Here is a 16609-nt window from a genome sequence, read left to right as displayed (position 1 = left end):
CCTCAGCTTCACCAAGTCCCGTTACCGACGCTCCGATACATCACTTGCGGGGAACAACCCGCCCGCACCCAATATGCCTTTTCAGGATAGGCACCGTAAAAGGGGACTGGCTCCATTTTCGTTTTTTGAAAATGGTGCCTGTCCCCTTTTACGATGCCTGTCCCCTTTTTTGCCTGTTTACTTTCTTCTCCGGCCGCCGCGGCTGCCAATCACCTCGCCCAGCACCATGCTCCCCGCCAATGCAGACCGGTCATTCAGCACGGCAGCCAGCGGGTTCCTCGAACGACAGCGTTTTCTTTCCCTGCAGGCCGACTCGGAAACGGCGCCTTTTGCGTCCCCCGTTTTTTTATCAAGTTTTGAAACGGCAGCCCTGTCGGGAAGCCTTCGCGGTCCTTCCTCGAAGGGCTTGACCTCATCCGGGTCTCGCCGGCCGGTTCCAAGTCCTGTATTTTCACAGGGCTGTCTTTTTTCCGGCATCGGTTCAGGCTCCCGGTCCCGGTCAACCCTTCCTCTATCTGTATCCCGGCCCGCATCCACGGGTCCCCTGTCCCACGGGCCGGGCAGCGGCATGTCGGCTTCTTCCGGTGCGGGGAACTTATTCCAGGGGCCAGGCAACGGGACATCCGCTTCAGGACCCGGCATCCTGTTCCATGGCCCCGCCAGCGGAGCGTCGTCCGTACCCCGCTCCGGCACCCCCCGGGGGCCGGCCGGCGAAGGGTCCCGCCCCGTTCGGTTCGAGCCGGGAATTGTCGTCCGGGGCGAGCGGTCCCGGCCATCACGATTCATAATTTTTGTCAAAACAAGATAAATAATAATCATTAGAATAATAGTTTTGGTCATGGGCACGCCTCATTCCCTAAAAAACTTATTCTTTCCGCAGCTCCCGGCTTTCTTCTTCATCCTCTCCCATTTTGGCTATATTTTTCCGCATATCCGTATCGGCCAGTAAATTCTGCATATTGTAATAATCCATAACGCCTATTTTACCCTGACGCAGCGCGTCTGCCATGGCCTGGGGTACCAAGGCCTCGGCTTCCACCACCTTGGCCCGCATTTCCTGCACGGCAGCCTTCATTTCTTGTTCCCTGGCCACCGCCATGGCCCGCCGCTCCTCCGCCTTGGCCTGGGCAATCTGTTTATCCGCCTCTGCCTGATCGGTTTGCAGCGCGGCTCCGATATTACGTCCCACGTCCACATCGGCAATGTCTATGGACAGAATTTCAAAAGCGGTACCCGCATCCAGCCCCTTATCCAGAACAGTGCGGGAGATTGAATCGGGGTTTTCCAGTACTTCCTTATGATGTTCCATAGAACCCACGGTGGATACTACCCCCTCGCCCACCCGAGCCAGGATGGTTTCCTCGCCGGCACCGCCCACCAGGCGGTCGATATTGGCCCGCACCGTCACCCGGGCCACCACTTTCACCTCGATACCGTCCTTGGCCACCGCCGACACCCAGGGCGTTTGGATCACCTTGGGGTTAACACTCATCTGCACGGCTTCCAACACATCCCGTCCCGCCAGGTCAATGGCCGCCGCCCGCTCGAACGGCAGGTTGATATTGGCGCGTTCCGAAGCAATCAGGGCGTCCACCACCCGGTCCACGTTGCCGCCGGCCAAATAATGGGCTTCCAACTGGTTCACCGATATGTCCAGACCGGCTTTATCCGCTTTGATCAGCGGGTTAACGATCCGGGCCGGGGGTACCCGGCGCAGGCGCATACCGATGAGGGTGACAATACCCACCCGAACTCCGGCCGCCAGGGCGGAAATCCACAGTCCAACCGGAATAAAGCTGAGAATAACCGCTAAACCGATAAAAATTAACACTACCAGTATTAGCAAAGAAACAAAAGGCGTCACAAGTATACCTCCCCGGTTTTGGCCGGTTTTTTGTTCGCAATGTCAATTGTTTAAACACGTCCGCACCGGCCTTAACTTTTACTTACATGTTAATATTTCTTACGGTTTTAAAAAGACCAAGCCTTTATATGGCGGGATTTACAGTCCCCGCATCATTCTACAAAGGGCGCACCACGATGCGGCTGCCCTCTACCTTGATGACCTTTACTTTAGCCCGGGCCATAACAAATCCCCCCTCGCTGACCACGTCCAGCCGCTGCCCGTCGACTTCGGCAGTTCCGGCAGGACGCAATGGGGTAACAGCGACTCCTTCCAAACCGATAAACCGTCCCGCTTCTTCCCCGGGGGTGGTATAACCGGCTTCTTTATACTGCCTTACCCCGAGGGTGAAACGCTGCCAGAAGTTTATTCCGGCCAGTAGCTTTATTCCCAACACAAACAGCACTATACTGAGTATCAGGGCCACCACCAGGGCCTTGAAAGCACTGGTTATATCAACGCTTAACAGCAATACCCCCCAGCCCAGGAATATGATACCCGCCATACCGGCAATACCGAAACCCGGCAGCAGAAAAACTTCCAGCACCAGTGCAAAAATACCCAGCAAGAAAGCCAGGGCGGCCAGCCACGGAACCAGATCGGGCGACATCGCAAGAATCACCTCCCAATTATTATGTAGCAGAAAGCAACTTTTTGTTACAGGATGCTGTACAAATATACGTAAATATTTTAAAGCCCGGCGCATGATGCACCGGGCATGAGAAATTTTTACACGGTCAAAAACAGTATTGATATTTTAATTGAACCTGGAGAATTTAGACTTGCGTTTCCGGGCGGCTTCGGATTTTTTCTTCCGTTTTACGCTGGGCTTTTCATAATGTTCGTGTTTTCTGGCCTCAGCGAGAACCCCCGCCTTCTGGCAGGTGCGCTTGAAGCGCCGGAGGGCACTGTCCAGAGTTTCGCTTTTACCTACCCTAACTTCTGCCACTGTTCTTCCCTCCCCTCCGCTGTGCCGTAAAGCCTTGCCACATCAAACCGAAAAACAACCTCCAATGATAAAATAGCACACTAGATTATTATACAACACCCCCCACCGGGCAGTCAATTACCCGGGCGGCCACTGTAAAGGCCTTCCGGCTAAAAAGTGGTAATGCATGTGAAACACCAGCTGGCCGGCGTCCTTCATACAATTGGAAACAAGCCTGAACCCCCGTTCCTTCAGCCCCATCTCCCTGGCCACGGTAGCCGCCGCCCTCTGTAAATCACCTATAATATGGCTGTCCTCAGGCTCCAAGTCAAAAAAAGTGGGAATATGTTTTTTGGGTATGAACAGAAGGTGGATCGGAGCGGCCGGTTGGATATCTTTAAAAGCCAGAATATGGTCATCCTCGTAAACTATATCAGCCGGAATCTCCCTGTTAATAATTTTACAGAAAATACATTCCTGCACATTGTCCACCTCCTCCCTTAAAACATAGAAAAAAACAGCAATTCAGGCCTGTTATCTTACTTCAACATCCACTCGCCAAATCCTTCATTATTTTTAAATTATTATTCCTTCCAGACCGGCGTCACTCAATCCGGTAATTGTAATATCTACCAGTTTGCCGCGCCATTCGGGCCGCCCCGGGAAAAAAACCCTAACATAATTGTCAGTCAATCCTTCGTACAGGTTTCCTTTTTCGCTCGCCACGGCCTGTTCCACCAGGACTTCAACAGTTTTATCAAGATAACGGGAAGCAAAAGAGCGCGCCAATTCCCGGCCGATGGCAATCAACTCCCGGCTGCGTTCGTCTTTTACCCCGGGTGCCACCTGCTCGGGATATTTCGCGGCCGGAGTGCCGCGGCGAGGGGAATACTTGAAAACATGCAGGCCGGAAAAGCGCATTTCCCCGGCAAAGGCGCAAGTGTTGCGGAAGTGTTCTTCCCGCTCCCCGGGAAAGCCAACCATAATATCGGTTGTAACCCCCGCATTGGGAATTTTCTCCCGCACTTGTTCCAGCAGCTTGCGGTAAAAGTCGGTGTTATACCGCCTTTTCATTTTTTTTAATATGGAGTCGTCTCCGCTTTGCAGGGGAATATGCAGGTGGCGGCAAAAAGGCGCACCGGAAGCCATCAATTCCAACAATTCCGGGGTGATATCATTTGGTTCCACGGAGCTCAGCCGCAGCCTGGCCAGACCCGGCACCCGGGCCAGCTTCTCCAGCAGGCGCACCAGGTTGGTGCCGTCATCCCGCTCACGGCCATAGGCACCCGTATGAATCCCTGTGAGCACTATTTCCCGAAAACCCCGTTCCACCAGGTCCCGCACCCCGGCCAGTACACTCTCCGGCGGGCGACTGCGCAACGGCCCCCGGGCGTAGGGAATAATGCAGTAAGAGCAAAAGTTCTCACAACCCTCCTGAATTTTTAAAAAGGCCCGTACCCTGCCCTGGCGGGCCTCCCCCGGCAGTTCCTCGAACTCCCGGCATTGTGTTATGTCCAGGACCGCATTCACCTTGCAGCCCTTGACGGCTTTTTCAACCAAATCCACAATATTGGCCCGGTTCCCCGAGCCCACCACCACATCCACGCCTTCCACTTCCAGCACTTCGTCCGGTGCCGTTTGGGCATAGCAACCCGTGACCACCACCAGGGCACCGGGGTTGGTTCTGCCGGCCCGCCGGATCAATTGCCTGGACTTACGGTCGCCCAGGTGGGTCACGGTGCAAGTGTTTATTATATAAACATCGGCCGGCTCGTCAAAGTCAACCACTGTATAACCCCGGCGTCTAAACAATTCTTCCAGGGCTTCCGACTCATACTGGTTGACCTTGCAGCCCAGGGTGGTCAGGGCCACTTTTTTATCCGCCATTATATGTTACCCCCCCAAGTCGCCCCAGTGATACAAAATCATGGTGATAGCGGCCGGCCCGGCGGTTTCCGTACGCAGGATGCGCGGGCCCAGGGTAACGGGCACGCCCCCGCGCCGGCAAGCTGCTTCCACTTCCGTTCGTTCAAGCCCGCCTTCAGGACCGATTATTACGTATACCTCATCCGGCCTGGACCCGGAATGCATTTCTTCTTTCAGTGTGCGGCCCGCCGCCTCTTCCCAGGGGACCAGAACCAGGGCTCTGGGCGGCAGCAGGTCCAGCGCAGTTGCAAAATCAAGCGGTTCCAGCACTTCGGGCACCCGCGCCCGGCGACATTGCTTGGACGCCTCGGCGGCGATGCGCTGCCAGCGTTCCCGACGGGCAGCCCCTTTTCCGGCGTCCAGCCGCACCACGCTGCGCCGGCAATGCACCGGCCAAAAGGCCGCCGCGCCCAGTTCGGTGCCTTTTTGGATTACAACATCCATGCGCTCGCCCTTGGCTATGCCCTGCACCAGCACCACGCGCAGGGGCGGTTCACCGCCGGCCTGTTCCCGGCGCAGTACCCGGCAAATAACGGAGTTGCCCTCTTTTTGGTGGATCCGGCATTCGTACAGGTTCCCGCGACCGTCCAGTAATGTAATTATGTCCCCGGCACCCAGCCGCAATACCCTGGTTATATGACGCGCTTCCGGCCCCGTAACGATTATGTTGTCGCCCCGCACCTGCTCCGGTGCCACAAAAAACCTGGGCAATTTACATCACTACCTTTACCTATACCTTCCGATACACCAGGGCCACCCACTCGCCCTCCGTTACTTCCCGTTCAGGCTCGAGACCCGCACCACGCAGCGCCCGCCGCACTTCGCCGGCCCGCTCGCGAATGATCCCCGAGGCGATAAGGTGACCGCCCGGTTTAAGCACTCTCGCGGCGTCAGGCGCCAAAAGTATGATCACGTCGGCGATAATATTGGCCACCACCAGGTCGGCCCGGCTGTCAACAAGATTATCCAAAAGGTTGCCCCGCACCACCGTAACTTTATCCGCCACGCCGTTTCGCTTGGCGTTTTCCCGGGCTGCTCGCACCGCCGGTTCTTCAATGTCCACAGCGGTTACCTGCCGCGCGCCCAAAAGGGCCGCCGCCACGGACAGAATGCCCGACCCCGTGCCCACGTCGTATACCACCTCGCCACCCTGCACCAGGTCCTCCAGCAATGCCAGGCACATGGCGGTTGTGGCATGAGTGCCGCAGCCAAAAGCCATGCCCGGATCCAGTTCGATAACAATTTCCCCCGGCCGGGCTGCGTATTTTTCCCACGCCGGCTTTACAGTCAGGCGTTTGCTCACCTGCACCGGTTTATAATATACCCGCCAGGTGTTGGCCCAATCCTCATCTTTAATCTCCCTGGTTCTCCAGAATTTAGCCAGATCGGCAAGACGGCGGGACAATTCTTCCAGGCGGTCCGACAGCGAGCAGTCGCAGAAAAAATACCCCTTGACAATTAATTCCTCGCCTGCAGACTCTTTAAGTGAAGGCGCCACCGTTTCCGCGTTCCCCTTTTGCACGAAATCTAAAATTAAAGCGGGGTCCTCAATCACAACCCCGCCCGAACCCATTTCGTTAAACACATCGGCCACCGCATCCACCTGCTCCTGAGCAGTGGTTACAGCAATCTCAAGCCATCTATTCAAAAAACAACCCCCAGTTTTTCCCTTAACCCATGAAGGCATTACGCACTTTTTCAAAAAAACCTTTTTCGCCGGACTGCGGCTTCTGGCCCTCAATGCGGGCGAATTCCCTCAGCAGATCCTTTTGTTTTTCGGTTAGCCTAGTTGGAGTAATTACTTTGATATATACATGCTGGTCCCCGCGACCGTATCCCCGCACATCGGGAATGCCCTTGTTCCGCATGCGCAGAATGGTTCCGGTTTGGGTTCCCTCGGGCACCCGCAATTTGGCCTGACCGTCCAGAGTCGGCACAGTGATCTCATCTCCCAGGGCGGCCTGGGCATAATTCACCGGTGCCTCAATTATGACATTGTTACCTTCTCGCTTGAATACCGGGTGCGGGCTGACATGGATATAAACGTACAAGTCACCCGGCGGCCCGCCGCGCTGCCCGGCTTCTCCCTCGCCGGCCAGGCGCAACCGGGAACCTGTATCCACCCCGGCGGGAATTTTCACCTTAATGGTTCTGTGACGTCGCACCTTCCCGGCACCCCGGCAGGTGGGGCATGGTTTTTCGATAATCACCCCGGTACCGCGACAGCGGTCACAGGTGCGGCTCTGGACAACACGGCCAAAGGGAGTACTCGCAGCATACTGCACCTGCCCCGTTCCCTGGCAGACTTCACAATTTTTCTTGGCGGTGCCCGGTGCGGCCCCGCTTCCGCCGCAAGTGCCACATTCTTCGGTACGGGGAATTTTAATCTCTTTTTCCAGGCCAAAAGCCGCTTCCTCAAAGGTAAGTTCCATATCCACCCGCAGGTCGGCGCCCGGCTCGGGCCCCTGGCGCCGGCGGCCGCCGCCGCCAAAAAACATGTCAAATATATCACCCAGGCCGCCCATGTCGCCAAACCCGCCGCCAAACCCGCCACCGAAGCCGTTAAACTGGCCGTCCGTCGCCGCGTGGCCGAAACGGTCGTAAGATGCTCTTTTTTCCTCGTTGCTCAATACATCATAAGCTTCGGTTATTTCCTTGAATTTTTCTGCGGCATCCTTGTCGTCCTTGTTGGCATCGGGGTGATATTTACGGGCCAGCTTGCGGTAAGCCTTTTTTATTTCTTCCGGCGAAGCGTCCCGGGATACCCCGAGCACCTCGTAATAATCCCGCTTTGCCACGGCATTCCACCACCTTTTACCTCAAACACCGCCGGGAGGGCGCAAAAACTCGCCCTCCCGCGCTGAACATATTTTGACAACCAAATGATCTCTTTTATTCTACGCACTTTGCCAAAATCCTGTTACCTGACTTTAAATAACTTACTTACTCTTTTTTCTTATCGTCGTCGACCTCGTAATCGGCGTCTACCACATTTTCCTTGTTTTCGCCGGCTCCCGCGCCGCAGCCGCCGGCACCGCAACCCTGTCCGGCTTCGCCGGCCTGTCCTTCCTGTGCCTGCTGCTGGTAAAGAACCGCGGACAGTTCGTACAGGGGCTTGGTCAGTTCCTCGATGGCACCCTTGATCCGTTCGATATCATCGCCTTTGACCGCTTCCTTAAGCTGTTCGATGGCCTTGTTGACCTGGTCCACCTTATCCTTGTCGGCCTTGTCACCCAGATCCTTGATGGTCTTCTCGGCCTGGTAAATCATGCTGTCCGCCTGGTTACGCAGTTCCACCAGTTCCTTACGCTTTTTATCTTCTTCGGCATGCTGCTCGGCCTCTTTAACCATCTTCTCGATTTCCTGGTCGCTCAGGCCGGAACCGCCGGTAATGGTAATGCTCTGGCTCTTGCCCGTTCCCTTGTCCTTGGCCGAAACGTTGACAATACCGTTGACGTCAATATCGAAAGTTACTTCGATTTGCGGCACGCCCCGGGGTGCCGGTGGAATACCGGTCAGCTGGAAGCGACCCAGGGTCTTGTTATCGGCCGCCATGGGCCGTTCACCCTGTAACACGTGAATGTCCACCGTGGTCTGCCCGTCGGCGGCAGTGGAAAAAATCTGGCTCTTGGACGTGGGGATCGTGGTATTGCGATCGATCAACTTGGTAAAGACGCCGCCCAGCGTTTCAATGCCCAGGGAAAGCGGTGTGACATCCAGAAGCAGCACGTCCTTGACCTCGCCGGCCAGCACTCCGGCCTGGATGGCCGCCCCGATGGCCACGCATTCGTCCGGATTGATCCCCTTGTGGGGCTCCTTCTGGAAGTATTCCTTGATGGCCTCCTGCACAGCCGGAATCCGGGTGGAGCCGCCCACCAGCAATATCTTGTCAATGTCCTTGGGCTCCAGGCCCGCGTCCGCCATGGCCTGCCTGGTCGGTCCCATGGTTTTTTCCACCAGGTCGGCTGTAAGTTCATTAAACTTGGCCCGGGTCAGGTTGATGTCCAGGTGTTTGGGTCCGCTGGCATCGGCGGTGATAAACGGCAGGTTGATATTGGCGGTCATTACACCGCTCAATTCTACCTTGGCCTTTTCCGCCGCATCCCTGATGCGCTGCAAAGCCATTCGGTCATTTTTCAGATCGATGCCAGTATCCTTTTTGAATTCATTTACCAGGTAATCCACGATACGCTGGTCGAAGTCGTCACCACCCAAACGGTTGTTACCGCTGGTAGCCTTCACTTCAAACACGCCGTCGCCGAGTTCCAAAATGGAAACGTCAAAAGTGCCGCCGCCCAGGTCGTATACCAGAATGGTCTGGTCATCGCCCTTATCCAGGCCGTAAGCCAGGGAAGCCGCGGTGGGCTCGTTGATGATACGCAATACTTCCAAACCGGCGATTTTCCCGGCATCTTTGGTAGCCTGGCGCTGCGCGTCCGTAAAGTAGGCGGGTACTGTAATCACCGCCTGGGTTATTTTTTCACCCAGGTAGCTTTCAGCATCGGTTTTTAATTTTTGCAGGATCATGGCCGATATTTCCTGGGGGGTATATTCCTTCCCATCTATATTGGTCTTGTAATCCGACCCCATATGCCTTTTAATGGATCTTACCGTACGATCGGGGTTGCTGACAGCCTGGTTTTTGGCCACCTGGCCCACCAGCCGCTCCCCGGTCTTGGAGAATCCCACAACGGACGGTGTAGTACGGCCGCCTTCCGCGTTGGGAATGACCACCGCCTCGCCGCCTTCCATAACAGCCATGCAAGAGTTTGTTGTACCCAAGTCAATGCCCAATACCTTAGCCATTTATTCTTCGCCTCCTGTTTAAAACCGTGTTATTATTTATTTTCCGGCCCGACAATCAGTCCTTGGCTTTAGCTACCTTAACCATGGCCGGGCGAATCACCCTGTCTTTCAGGTAGTATCCCCGGCGCAATTCTTCTATAACAGTGTTTTCGGGATGTTCCTCAGTGGCTTCCTGCATTACCGCCTCGTGCTTTACAGGGTCAAATTGCTCCCCCACCGCCGCCACCGGTGTAAGCCCCTCTTTTTGCAGCACATCCTGCAGTTGACGGTAAATCATTTCCACTCCCTCCACCACCTTGGCCGGGTCTTCCTCCCTGGCGGCCAGAGCCAGCTGGAAGTTGTCCAGCACCGGTAGCAGGGCCTCACAAAGCGAAGCCGAAGCATATTTGAAGAAATCTTCCTTTTCCTTTTGCACCCGCTTGCGATAGTTGTCAAAGTCGGCCTGCAGGCGCACCAGCCGGTTAAAGTACTCTTCTGTCTTTGTCTTGTATTCTGCCAGTTCTTTTTGCAGTTGCTCCACATCCGTATGGCCGAGCGCCCCGGAAACAGACTCATCTTCCCCGGGGTTGTCTGGACCCCCGGAGGTATCCTTATCGACGGAAGCGTCCCCTGCACTCCCGACCGGCGGGTTGTGCTCCTGCGGTTGTGCCCGGTTATTTTCCTCTACTTCCGCGTTTTCCGTTTGGCCGGCCGCCTCTTCGACCACCGGCTGCTGTTGGTTTGCGTTTTCTTCGTGTTTTGACATGCTACGATCACCCCTTGGCCACCATTTTTAAAATGCGCCGTAGTCTTCATAAGCAAAAAAAATAAATATGCACTACAAGGTCATATTACTTGCCCCGCCAGCGCAACAACCTTTCCATAACCAGGGAAAGATTCCTGGTCATGTATTCCACCACGGCAAATGCCCTGGCATAGTCCATCCTGGTAGGCCCCAGCAGACCGATAGCCCCCACAGGTTTGCCTTCCATATGATAACTGCCCATTACCATGCTGTATTCCTTCATCCGGTCATCCACCATCTCCTCGCCAATACGCACGGTAACCCCTTCATTGCGAAAAACATCGGTCATAATATTGGCAATTTCATTCTCATGTTCCAGCAGGCTGAGCAAAGTTTTCACCTTTTCAATGTTGTTGAACTCGGGCTGGTTTAAAATATTGAAAATGCCGCCCAGGTATATCTTTTCCCCTGTTTCCACTGATAAACTATCCCGTATAACATCCATAGCCAAATCTATAACATGTTTTTGTTTGGCCAGCTCAAAATAAATCTCCTTGATTAGTGTCAACCGTATGTTTTCAATACTTTTACCGTGCATTTTCTGGTTCAATACCGCAGAAATGGTTTCCAGGTCGGCAGGGCAGATACTTTCCGGTATTTCGATAATCCGGTGGTGCACAGCCCCGGTATCGGTAACCACCACTACCATGGCCTGGCCCGCGCTCATATGAATGAGTTGTATATGCTTGAACTTACCTTGACCGTAACAAGTAGTTAAAATCACCCCGGTGTAACTGGTAATGTGGGACAGCAACTGACCGGTGCGCCGGAGCACCTGAGCCACTTCCTGCATTTTGGTCAGGTAACCGCTGAGCAACAGCTGTTCTTCTTCCACGCTGAGTTCTTCCCGCTGCATCAGGTGGTCCACATAATACCTGTAACCCCTGTTGGACGGAACCCGACCCGCCGAAGTATGCGGTTGTTCAATGTAACCCATCTCCTCCAGGTCAGCCATTTCGTTGCGGATGGTCGCGGGACTCACACCAAGTTTGTATTTTCTGGCAATAGTGCGGGAACCCACCGGCTCCGCCGTAGCGATGTAATCCTGAATAATGGCCAGCAATACATTCTTCTTCCTGGCATCGAGAGTCATAGTTGAACACCTCCCTGTTAGCACTCTCCCATATTGAGTGCTAACACCTATTAAAAACATAGCACCGATGGTGTCATTTGTCAATATGATCCCCCGGAACAAATTCGGCCATCACCGCGTTGGCCACCGCCTGGCCCCGACCCGTTAAACGCAGGTGATTTCCCTTTATCTCCAGCAAAGCCTTTTCAGTCATTCGCCGCACCACGCCGGGATAAACATCCTCCAGGGGGCGGCCAAACCGCTTGCGAAATCGCTCCAGGTCCAGCCCGGCAGTCAGGCGCAACCCCAAAAATACCGTCTCGAAAATATCAATTTCCGGGGTGATCCGCTCCGAGCAGGCCACCGGAAGCATGCCGCGGGTCAACACGGCAGCGTACTTGTCCAAACCGGCCTCGTTGGCCGTGCGCCGGTCTTTTATTCGGGAATGCGCAGCCGGACCCAGCCCCAGGTACGCCCCGTTATGCCAGTATACCAGGTTGTGGCGGCATTCCCTGCCGGAGAGGGCAAAATTGGAAATTTCATACTGGCGCAGGCCGGCACTGTTTAATATGTCTATTGCATCATGATACATATCCAGACAGGTATCCTCTTCACAGAGAGCCAATTGCCCGTTTTCCACCTGCGCCGCCAGCGGGGTGCCCGTTTCGATCTGTAACGCGTAGGCGGAAACGTGCTCCGGCTTCAGATCAACTACCTGTTCCAGGCATTGTCTCCATTCCTGGCCGGTCTGGCCCGGCACTTCAAAGATGAGGTCAACGTTAATGTTGGCAAAACCCGCTTCCCGGGCCCACCGCACAGCCGACACGGTCTGCCCGTGCGAGTGAATGCGTCCCAGGGTACGCAGCGTGCTTGAAGAGCAGGCTTGGGCGCCCAGGCTGAGCCGGTTGACCCCCGCCCGGCGCAGGGCGGCCAGCTTGTCCAGGCTTACCGTGCCGGGGTTGGCTTCAATGGTAAATTCAACGCCCGGCAATAATATAAAATACTGATTTATTAAATTTATTATTTCCAAAAGCATCTCCGTTGATAAACAGGTGGGCGTACCTCCACCGATAAAAACGGTGGACAGCGCCCACCGTTTACCAGCCTTACCGCTCCGTAATTCTATTTCCCGACGCAGGCCGGACAGATATCTGCGAGCATCCCGTTCCCTGTAGGGGTAGGAAGTGAAATCACAGTACAGGCACTTGCGCACACAAAAGGGAACGTGGATATAGAGTGCTTTTGGAAGTTGCTCATACATATGAGGTCAGGCCTTTCGAAGTTATTTCAAAAATAGTTCCGTTTTGGACAACAAGTCGTCTATTCTTTAATTATCCGCCGCAGGCGGGATACCAATTCAACCTCGCCACCGGGCTCTTGCAGGAGGGTCTTCACTTCTTTCCAAACTTCAGGGTATTTGGCTTCCATAATTGCCCACAATTTCCCGCACCGCCCGGTCCACCAGGCACCGTTCTTCCTTGTTGGTTGGAGTGACGCCCGCTTTTTCCATAACGCCTTTCAAATAACGCAAGTAACAACTCATTTCTAATCACCGATCTTTCCGTTACTGTAGATTTATCGCAGTTAGGAAGTTAGGAAGGTAGGAAGGGTCTGACCCCCTATTCCCTATTCCTCGTCTATGCTCAGCACGGCCATGAAGGCTTCCTGGGGAATCTCCACATTGCCCACCTGCTTCATGCGCCGTTTGCCTTCCTTTTGTTTTTCCAACAACTTACGCTTACGGGTGATGTCCCCGCCGTAGCATTTGGCCAGCACGTCCTTGCGTCGGGCGCGCACGGTCTCCCGGGCAATAACCTTGTTGCCGATGGCGGCCTGGATGGGTATTTCAAACAGGTGGCGGGGTATCAGCCCCCGCAATTTTTCCACCAGGGCCCGGCCACGCTGGTAAGCTTTATCCCGGTGCACAATAAAGCTCAAAGCGTCCAGGGGTTCACCACCCACCATAATATCCATTTTCAGCAGCTTGGACTCGCGGTACCCGGCAACCTCGTAATCCAGCGAGGCATAACCCCGGGTGCGGGATTTAAGCTGATCAAAGAAGTCGAATATGATTTCACTCAGGGGAAGGTCATATTTGAGCATTACCCTGTTCTGGCTCATGTACACCATATCCTTGTAGACTCCCCGGCGATCCTGGCAAATCTCCATTACCGCACCCACAAATTCCTGGGGCACCATGACCGTGGCCGCCACGAAGGGTTCCTCCATGGCTGCTATTTTACCGGCAGGAGGCATTTTGCTGGGGTTGTCGATTTCCAGCACCTCGCCGGCCGTGGTGATAGCCCGGTAAACCACGCTGGGCGCGGTGGTAATCAGGCTTAGCCCGTATTCCCGCTCCAGCCGTTCCTGGACAATTTCCATGTGCAGCAATCCCAGGAAACCGCAGCGGAAACCGAAGCCCAGGGCTTCCGAAGTCTCGGGCTCGTAAACCAGGGCGGCATCGTTCAGCTTCAATTTGTCCAACGCGTCCCGCAGGTCCTCGTATTCCGCCGATTCCACCGGGTAAAGACCACAGTACACCATGGGCTTGACCTGGCGGTAGCCCGGCAGGGGCGCGGCGGCGGGGCGGCGAGCGTCCGTGACGGTATCCCCCACCCGGGTGTCCTTGACATTCTTGATGCTGGCGGACAAAAAGCCCACCTCTCCGGCCCGCAGTTCGTCAATAACCACGGGTGCGGGCCGAAAAACGCCCACCTCGCTGACTTCAAATTCCTTACCGGTAGCCATCATTTTTATCTGCATGCCCTTTTTGATACTCCCCTCCACAACCCGGATATAGGCAATCACACCCTTATAGGAATCGTAATGCGAGTCAAAAATCAACGCCTGCAGGGGAGCTTCGTCATCGCCCTTGGGCGGGGGAATTTTGGCCACGATTTGTTCCAGAATTTCCTCAACGCCGGTGCCGTTTTTGGCGGAAGCCGGCACGGCGTCCGAGGCATCCAGCCCGATAACGTCCTCTATCTCTTTCCTCACCCGCTCCGGGTCCGCCGCGGGCAAATCAATTTTATTAATTACCGGAATAATTTCCAGGTCATGATCAATGGCCATATATACGTTGGCCAGGGTCTGGGCCTCGATGCCCTGGGCGGCATCCACCACCAGCAGCGCGCCTTCGCAGGAAGCCAGGCTGCGGGACACTTCGTAAGTAAAATCAACGTGTCCCGGGGTATCAATCAGGTTCAATGCATAATCACGGCCGTCCCTGGCCCGGTAGTTCAAGCGTACGGCCTGCAGTTTTATGGTAATGCCCCGCTCCCGTTCCAAATCCATCTGGTCCAGCACCTGTTCGGCCATTTCCCGCTGGGTCAAAGCGCCGGTATATTCCAATAGCCTGTCCGCCAGGGTGGATTTGCCGTGATCGATATGGGCAATGATACAAAAGTTGCGGATACGTTCCTGTCTTCTTTCCACCGCTAATTCCTCTCCCTCTATTCAGGTCAATTCATAATATTATAGCATCTGTCCGGGTGACATGAAAAGGACCCGCCGAATCTTGCGCTTCCAAAGAAACAGGCATATGGCAACTTTTAGCAACGTAGATTCCGTTGCGTTTTACCTTCCCAACAAGAATAAAAAGGGGACTGGCTCCGGTAAAAGGGGGACAGGCACCGATTCACAAAACGAATCGGAGCCAGTCCCCCTTTTACGGTACCTGTCCCCTTTTTATTCTCATTTCGCGCGCTTTTTGGCGCAGCAGGTCCAACCACTCTGCCGCCTCAATCCGCCCCTGGCGTAACAGATAGCAGGCCCGCTCCCTGGCTTCCCGGGGCAGGTCGTCATCCAGCGGCAGGCGCAGTGACTCGCCCAGCAACAATATTTCCACCATTCCCTCCCCTGCCTGCCAGTCAACGAGACATAGCGGGTGTTCGGGAGCCACCACCCGATTAAAATTCATTAACGACATGTTGACCCCAAAAAATATCAGCCCGATAAAGATACCCAGGCTGACAAGCATGGGTTTGCCTGGAATCCCCACAAAAGTCACCACTTGGTTTTTATTATTATCTTCACCAAACAACGTTTTTCTATACTTCACCGTCCATATAGCGTTTAACCATTTCCGCCACGGGACCGGCCAGCATCCGGGCAGAGTGTACCGCCTCCTCGGTGGAGTTGCTCACGCTGCCCACCTCCAGCAGCACGGCCCGCGGGTGCAAGAATTGGTTGTAGCGGCCCTCCTTGATACGGACCCCCAGGCATAGTCCCGGGTGCTGTTTTTCAATTTCCTCCGCCAGTTCCCGGGCAAAGTCGTAGTTTTGCCGCCAGGTGGGGAAAGGCGCCCGGGCATCTGAGCCGACGATAATCAACACCGGCGCCACCTGCTGCCCATCCACCGTCACCAGACTGTTTTCCCGGGATTTGCCCGCATCGCGGTGGATGTCCAGCACCACCTGCACCGACGGGTTGTCCTCCAACAATTGCCGCAATGTATCCTGGGAACGCGCGTATGAGGCGCTGTAATTGGTATCGTTAATTGCGTCGGAACGAGCCACCTGAATGCCGTACTTTTCTTCCAGTTCGTCCTCCAGGGCCTCGGCGGCCTTCACCACGCCACCCCGCTTGCCGTTGAACCGCTCCATTCCGTCCGTAAGCGCATATGTTTCACCGGTATGGGTGTTATAAATGGCCACCAGGCTTTCTTTGGAAAGGGGTGGCGCAACTGCCTGCATTTCTTTATCAGGCAGCGGTTCAACAGGCGGCGCCATAACGGGGGCGGATTTGGTTTCGGAGGCATTTACCGCCGCCAAAAGCGGCATTTGCGATTCCAACATGAGCACCGGGCGCTGCCGGCCCGCGCTGATCACGCGTATCAAGGGCGCCATTAAGTCCCCGGGCGACACCACCTGCGGGATGTCTTCCTGCCGCCCCGCCCAGGCCAAAATCGGCACCCCCACCCGTAAAATTCCCCGGGGGTCGCGATCGCTCCATGCCAGCATGATGTTCAACATCCCGCGCGCGCCTTTGGCCAGCGACGGCATGCATACCACCAAGCCGTTGATGATGATGAAAAACAGCATGAATATTATAATGAGCGATGCGACGGGGCGCATTTTTTTGCGGAGCCTGTGCATGCGGTAGTGGTAATAGTAAGCGGGGTGCATAGCCACCTTCCCCTTTTTGATGGGACATGTTGTCTAATCCTATGCCCCGGCGGAGGCGATTATT

At 55.1% G+C, this 16609-nt stretch carries 17 protein-coding genes; all 17 read right to left on the bottom strand.

Annotated features, from left to right (window positions below):
* Positions 1-177: 177 nt before the first annotated feature.
* Positions 178-840, bottom strand: coding sequence for a chromosomal replication initiator protein DnaA (locus BM299_RS04015; protein WP_092482168.1), 663 nt, complete (start codon positions 838-840; stop codon positions 178-180).
* Positions 841-865: 25 nt separating this feature from the next.
* Positions 866-1864 carry a flotillin-like protein FloA gene (gene floA / locus BM299_RS04010; protein ID WP_092482167.1) on the bottom strand — a complete coding sequence of 333 codons (999 nt, stop codon included), beginning with the start codon at positions 1862-1864 and terminating at the stop codon, positions 866-868.
* A gap of 157 nt (positions 1865-2021) precedes the next feature.
* Positions 2022-2513 carry an NfeD family protein gene (locus tag BM299_RS04005; protein WP_092482166.1) on the bottom strand — a complete coding sequence of 164 codons (492 nt, stop codon included), beginning with the start codon at positions 2511-2513 and terminating at the stop codon, positions 2022-2024.
* Positions 2514-2660: 147 nt separating this feature from the next.
* Positions 2661-2852: a 30S ribosomal protein S21 gene (gene rpsU / locus BM299_RS04000; protein ID WP_092482165.1), complete on the bottom strand. Its 192-nt coding sequence runs from the start codon at positions 2850-2852 to the stop codon at positions 2661-2663.
* A 117-nt stretch (positions 2853-2969) separates the two neighbouring features.
* On the bottom strand, positions 2970-3314 hold the full coding sequence (locus BM299_RS03995) for a histidine triad nucleotide-binding protein (protein ID WP_092482164.1): 345 nt from the start codon (positions 3312-3314) through the stop codon (positions 2970-2972).
* 93 nt (positions 3315-3407) lie between these two features.
* Positions 3408-4718 carry a tRNA (N(6)-L-threonylcarbamoyladenosine(37)-C(2))-methylthiotransferase MtaB gene (gene mtaB, locus BM299_RS03990; protein WP_092482163.1) on the bottom strand — a complete coding sequence of 437 codons (1311 nt, stop codon included), beginning with the start codon at positions 4716-4718 and terminating at the stop codon, positions 3408-3410.
* Between the two features lie 6 nt (positions 4719-4724).
* The gene (locus tag BM299_RS03985; protein WP_092482162.1) at positions 4725-5468 is read right to left on the bottom strand and encodes a 16S rRNA (uracil(1498)-N(3))-methyltransferase; all 744 of its coding nucleotides are present in this window, start codon (positions 5466-5468) and stop codon (positions 4725-4727) included.
* 19 nt (positions 5469-5487) lie between these two features.
* A complete protein-coding gene (prmA, locus tag BM299_RS03980) occupies positions 5488-6405 on the bottom strand; it encodes a 50S ribosomal protein L11 methyltransferase (protein ID WP_245779634.1) in 918 nt (305 codons plus the stop codon).
* A gap of 22 nt (positions 6406-6427) precedes the next feature.
* The gene (dnaJ, locus tag BM299_RS03975) at positions 6428-7555 is read right to left on the bottom strand and encodes a molecular chaperone DnaJ (RefSeq protein WP_092482161.1); all 1128 of its coding nucleotides are present in this window, start codon (positions 7553-7555) and stop codon (positions 6428-6430) included.
* Positions 7556-7700: 145 nt separating this feature from the next.
* Complete coding sequence (gene dnaK, locus BM299_RS03970; RefSeq protein ID WP_092482160.1) at positions 7701-9563, bottom strand: molecular chaperone DnaK; 1863 nt, start codon at positions 9561-9563, stop codon at positions 7701-7703.
* A 55-nt stretch (positions 9564-9618) separates the two neighbouring features.
* The gene (gene grpE, locus BM299_RS03965) at positions 9619-10308 is read right to left on the bottom strand and encodes a nucleotide exchange factor GrpE (RefSeq protein ID WP_092482159.1); all 690 of its coding nucleotides are present in this window, start codon (positions 10306-10308) and stop codon (positions 9619-9621) included.
* An 85-nt stretch (positions 10309-10393) separates the two neighbouring features.
* Positions 10394-11440: a heat-inducible transcriptional repressor HrcA gene (gene hrcA / locus BM299_RS03960; RefSeq protein ID WP_092482158.1), complete on the bottom strand. Its 1047-nt coding sequence runs from the start codon at positions 11438-11440 to the stop codon at positions 10394-10396.
* A 73-nt stretch (positions 11441-11513) separates the two neighbouring features.
* Entirely contained in the window at positions 11514-12680 is a 1167-nt protein-coding gene (gene hemW, locus BM299_RS03955) for a radical SAM family heme chaperone HemW (RefSeq protein ID WP_092482157.1), read from the bottom strand.
* Positions 12681-12827: 147 nt separating this feature from the next.
* Positions 12828-12962: a hypothetical protein gene (locus tag BM299_RS20170; protein ID WP_281246351.1), complete on the bottom strand. Its 135-nt coding sequence runs from the start codon at positions 12960-12962 to the stop codon at positions 12828-12830.
* 83 nt (positions 12963-13045) lie between these two features.
* Complete coding sequence (lepA, locus tag BM299_RS03950) at positions 13046-14854, bottom strand: translation elongation factor 4 (RefSeq protein WP_092482156.1); 1809 nt, start codon at positions 14852-14854, stop codon at positions 13046-13048.
* 232 nt (positions 14855-15086) lie between these two features.
* Positions 15087-15419: a hypothetical protein gene (locus BM299_RS03945; RefSeq protein WP_131820602.1), complete on the bottom strand. Its 333-nt coding sequence runs from the start codon at positions 15417-15419 to the stop codon at positions 15087-15089.
* Between the two features lie 49 nt (positions 15420-15468).
* A complete protein-coding gene (gene spoIIP / locus BM299_RS03940; RefSeq protein WP_092482154.1) occupies positions 15469-16545 on the bottom strand; it encodes a stage II sporulation protein P in 1077 nt (358 codons plus the stop codon).
* Between the last annotated feature and the right edge of the window lie 64 nt (positions 16546-16609).

Origin of the sequence: Desulfoscipio geothermicus DSM 3669 (genome assembly GCF_900115975.1) — a bacterium.
GTDB classification, from domain to species: Bacteria; Bacillota; Desulfotomaculia; order Desulfotomaculales; family Desulfallaceae; genus Desulfoscipio; species Desulfoscipio geothermicus.
This window is presented reverse-complemented; position numbering and strand designations above follow the sequence as displayed.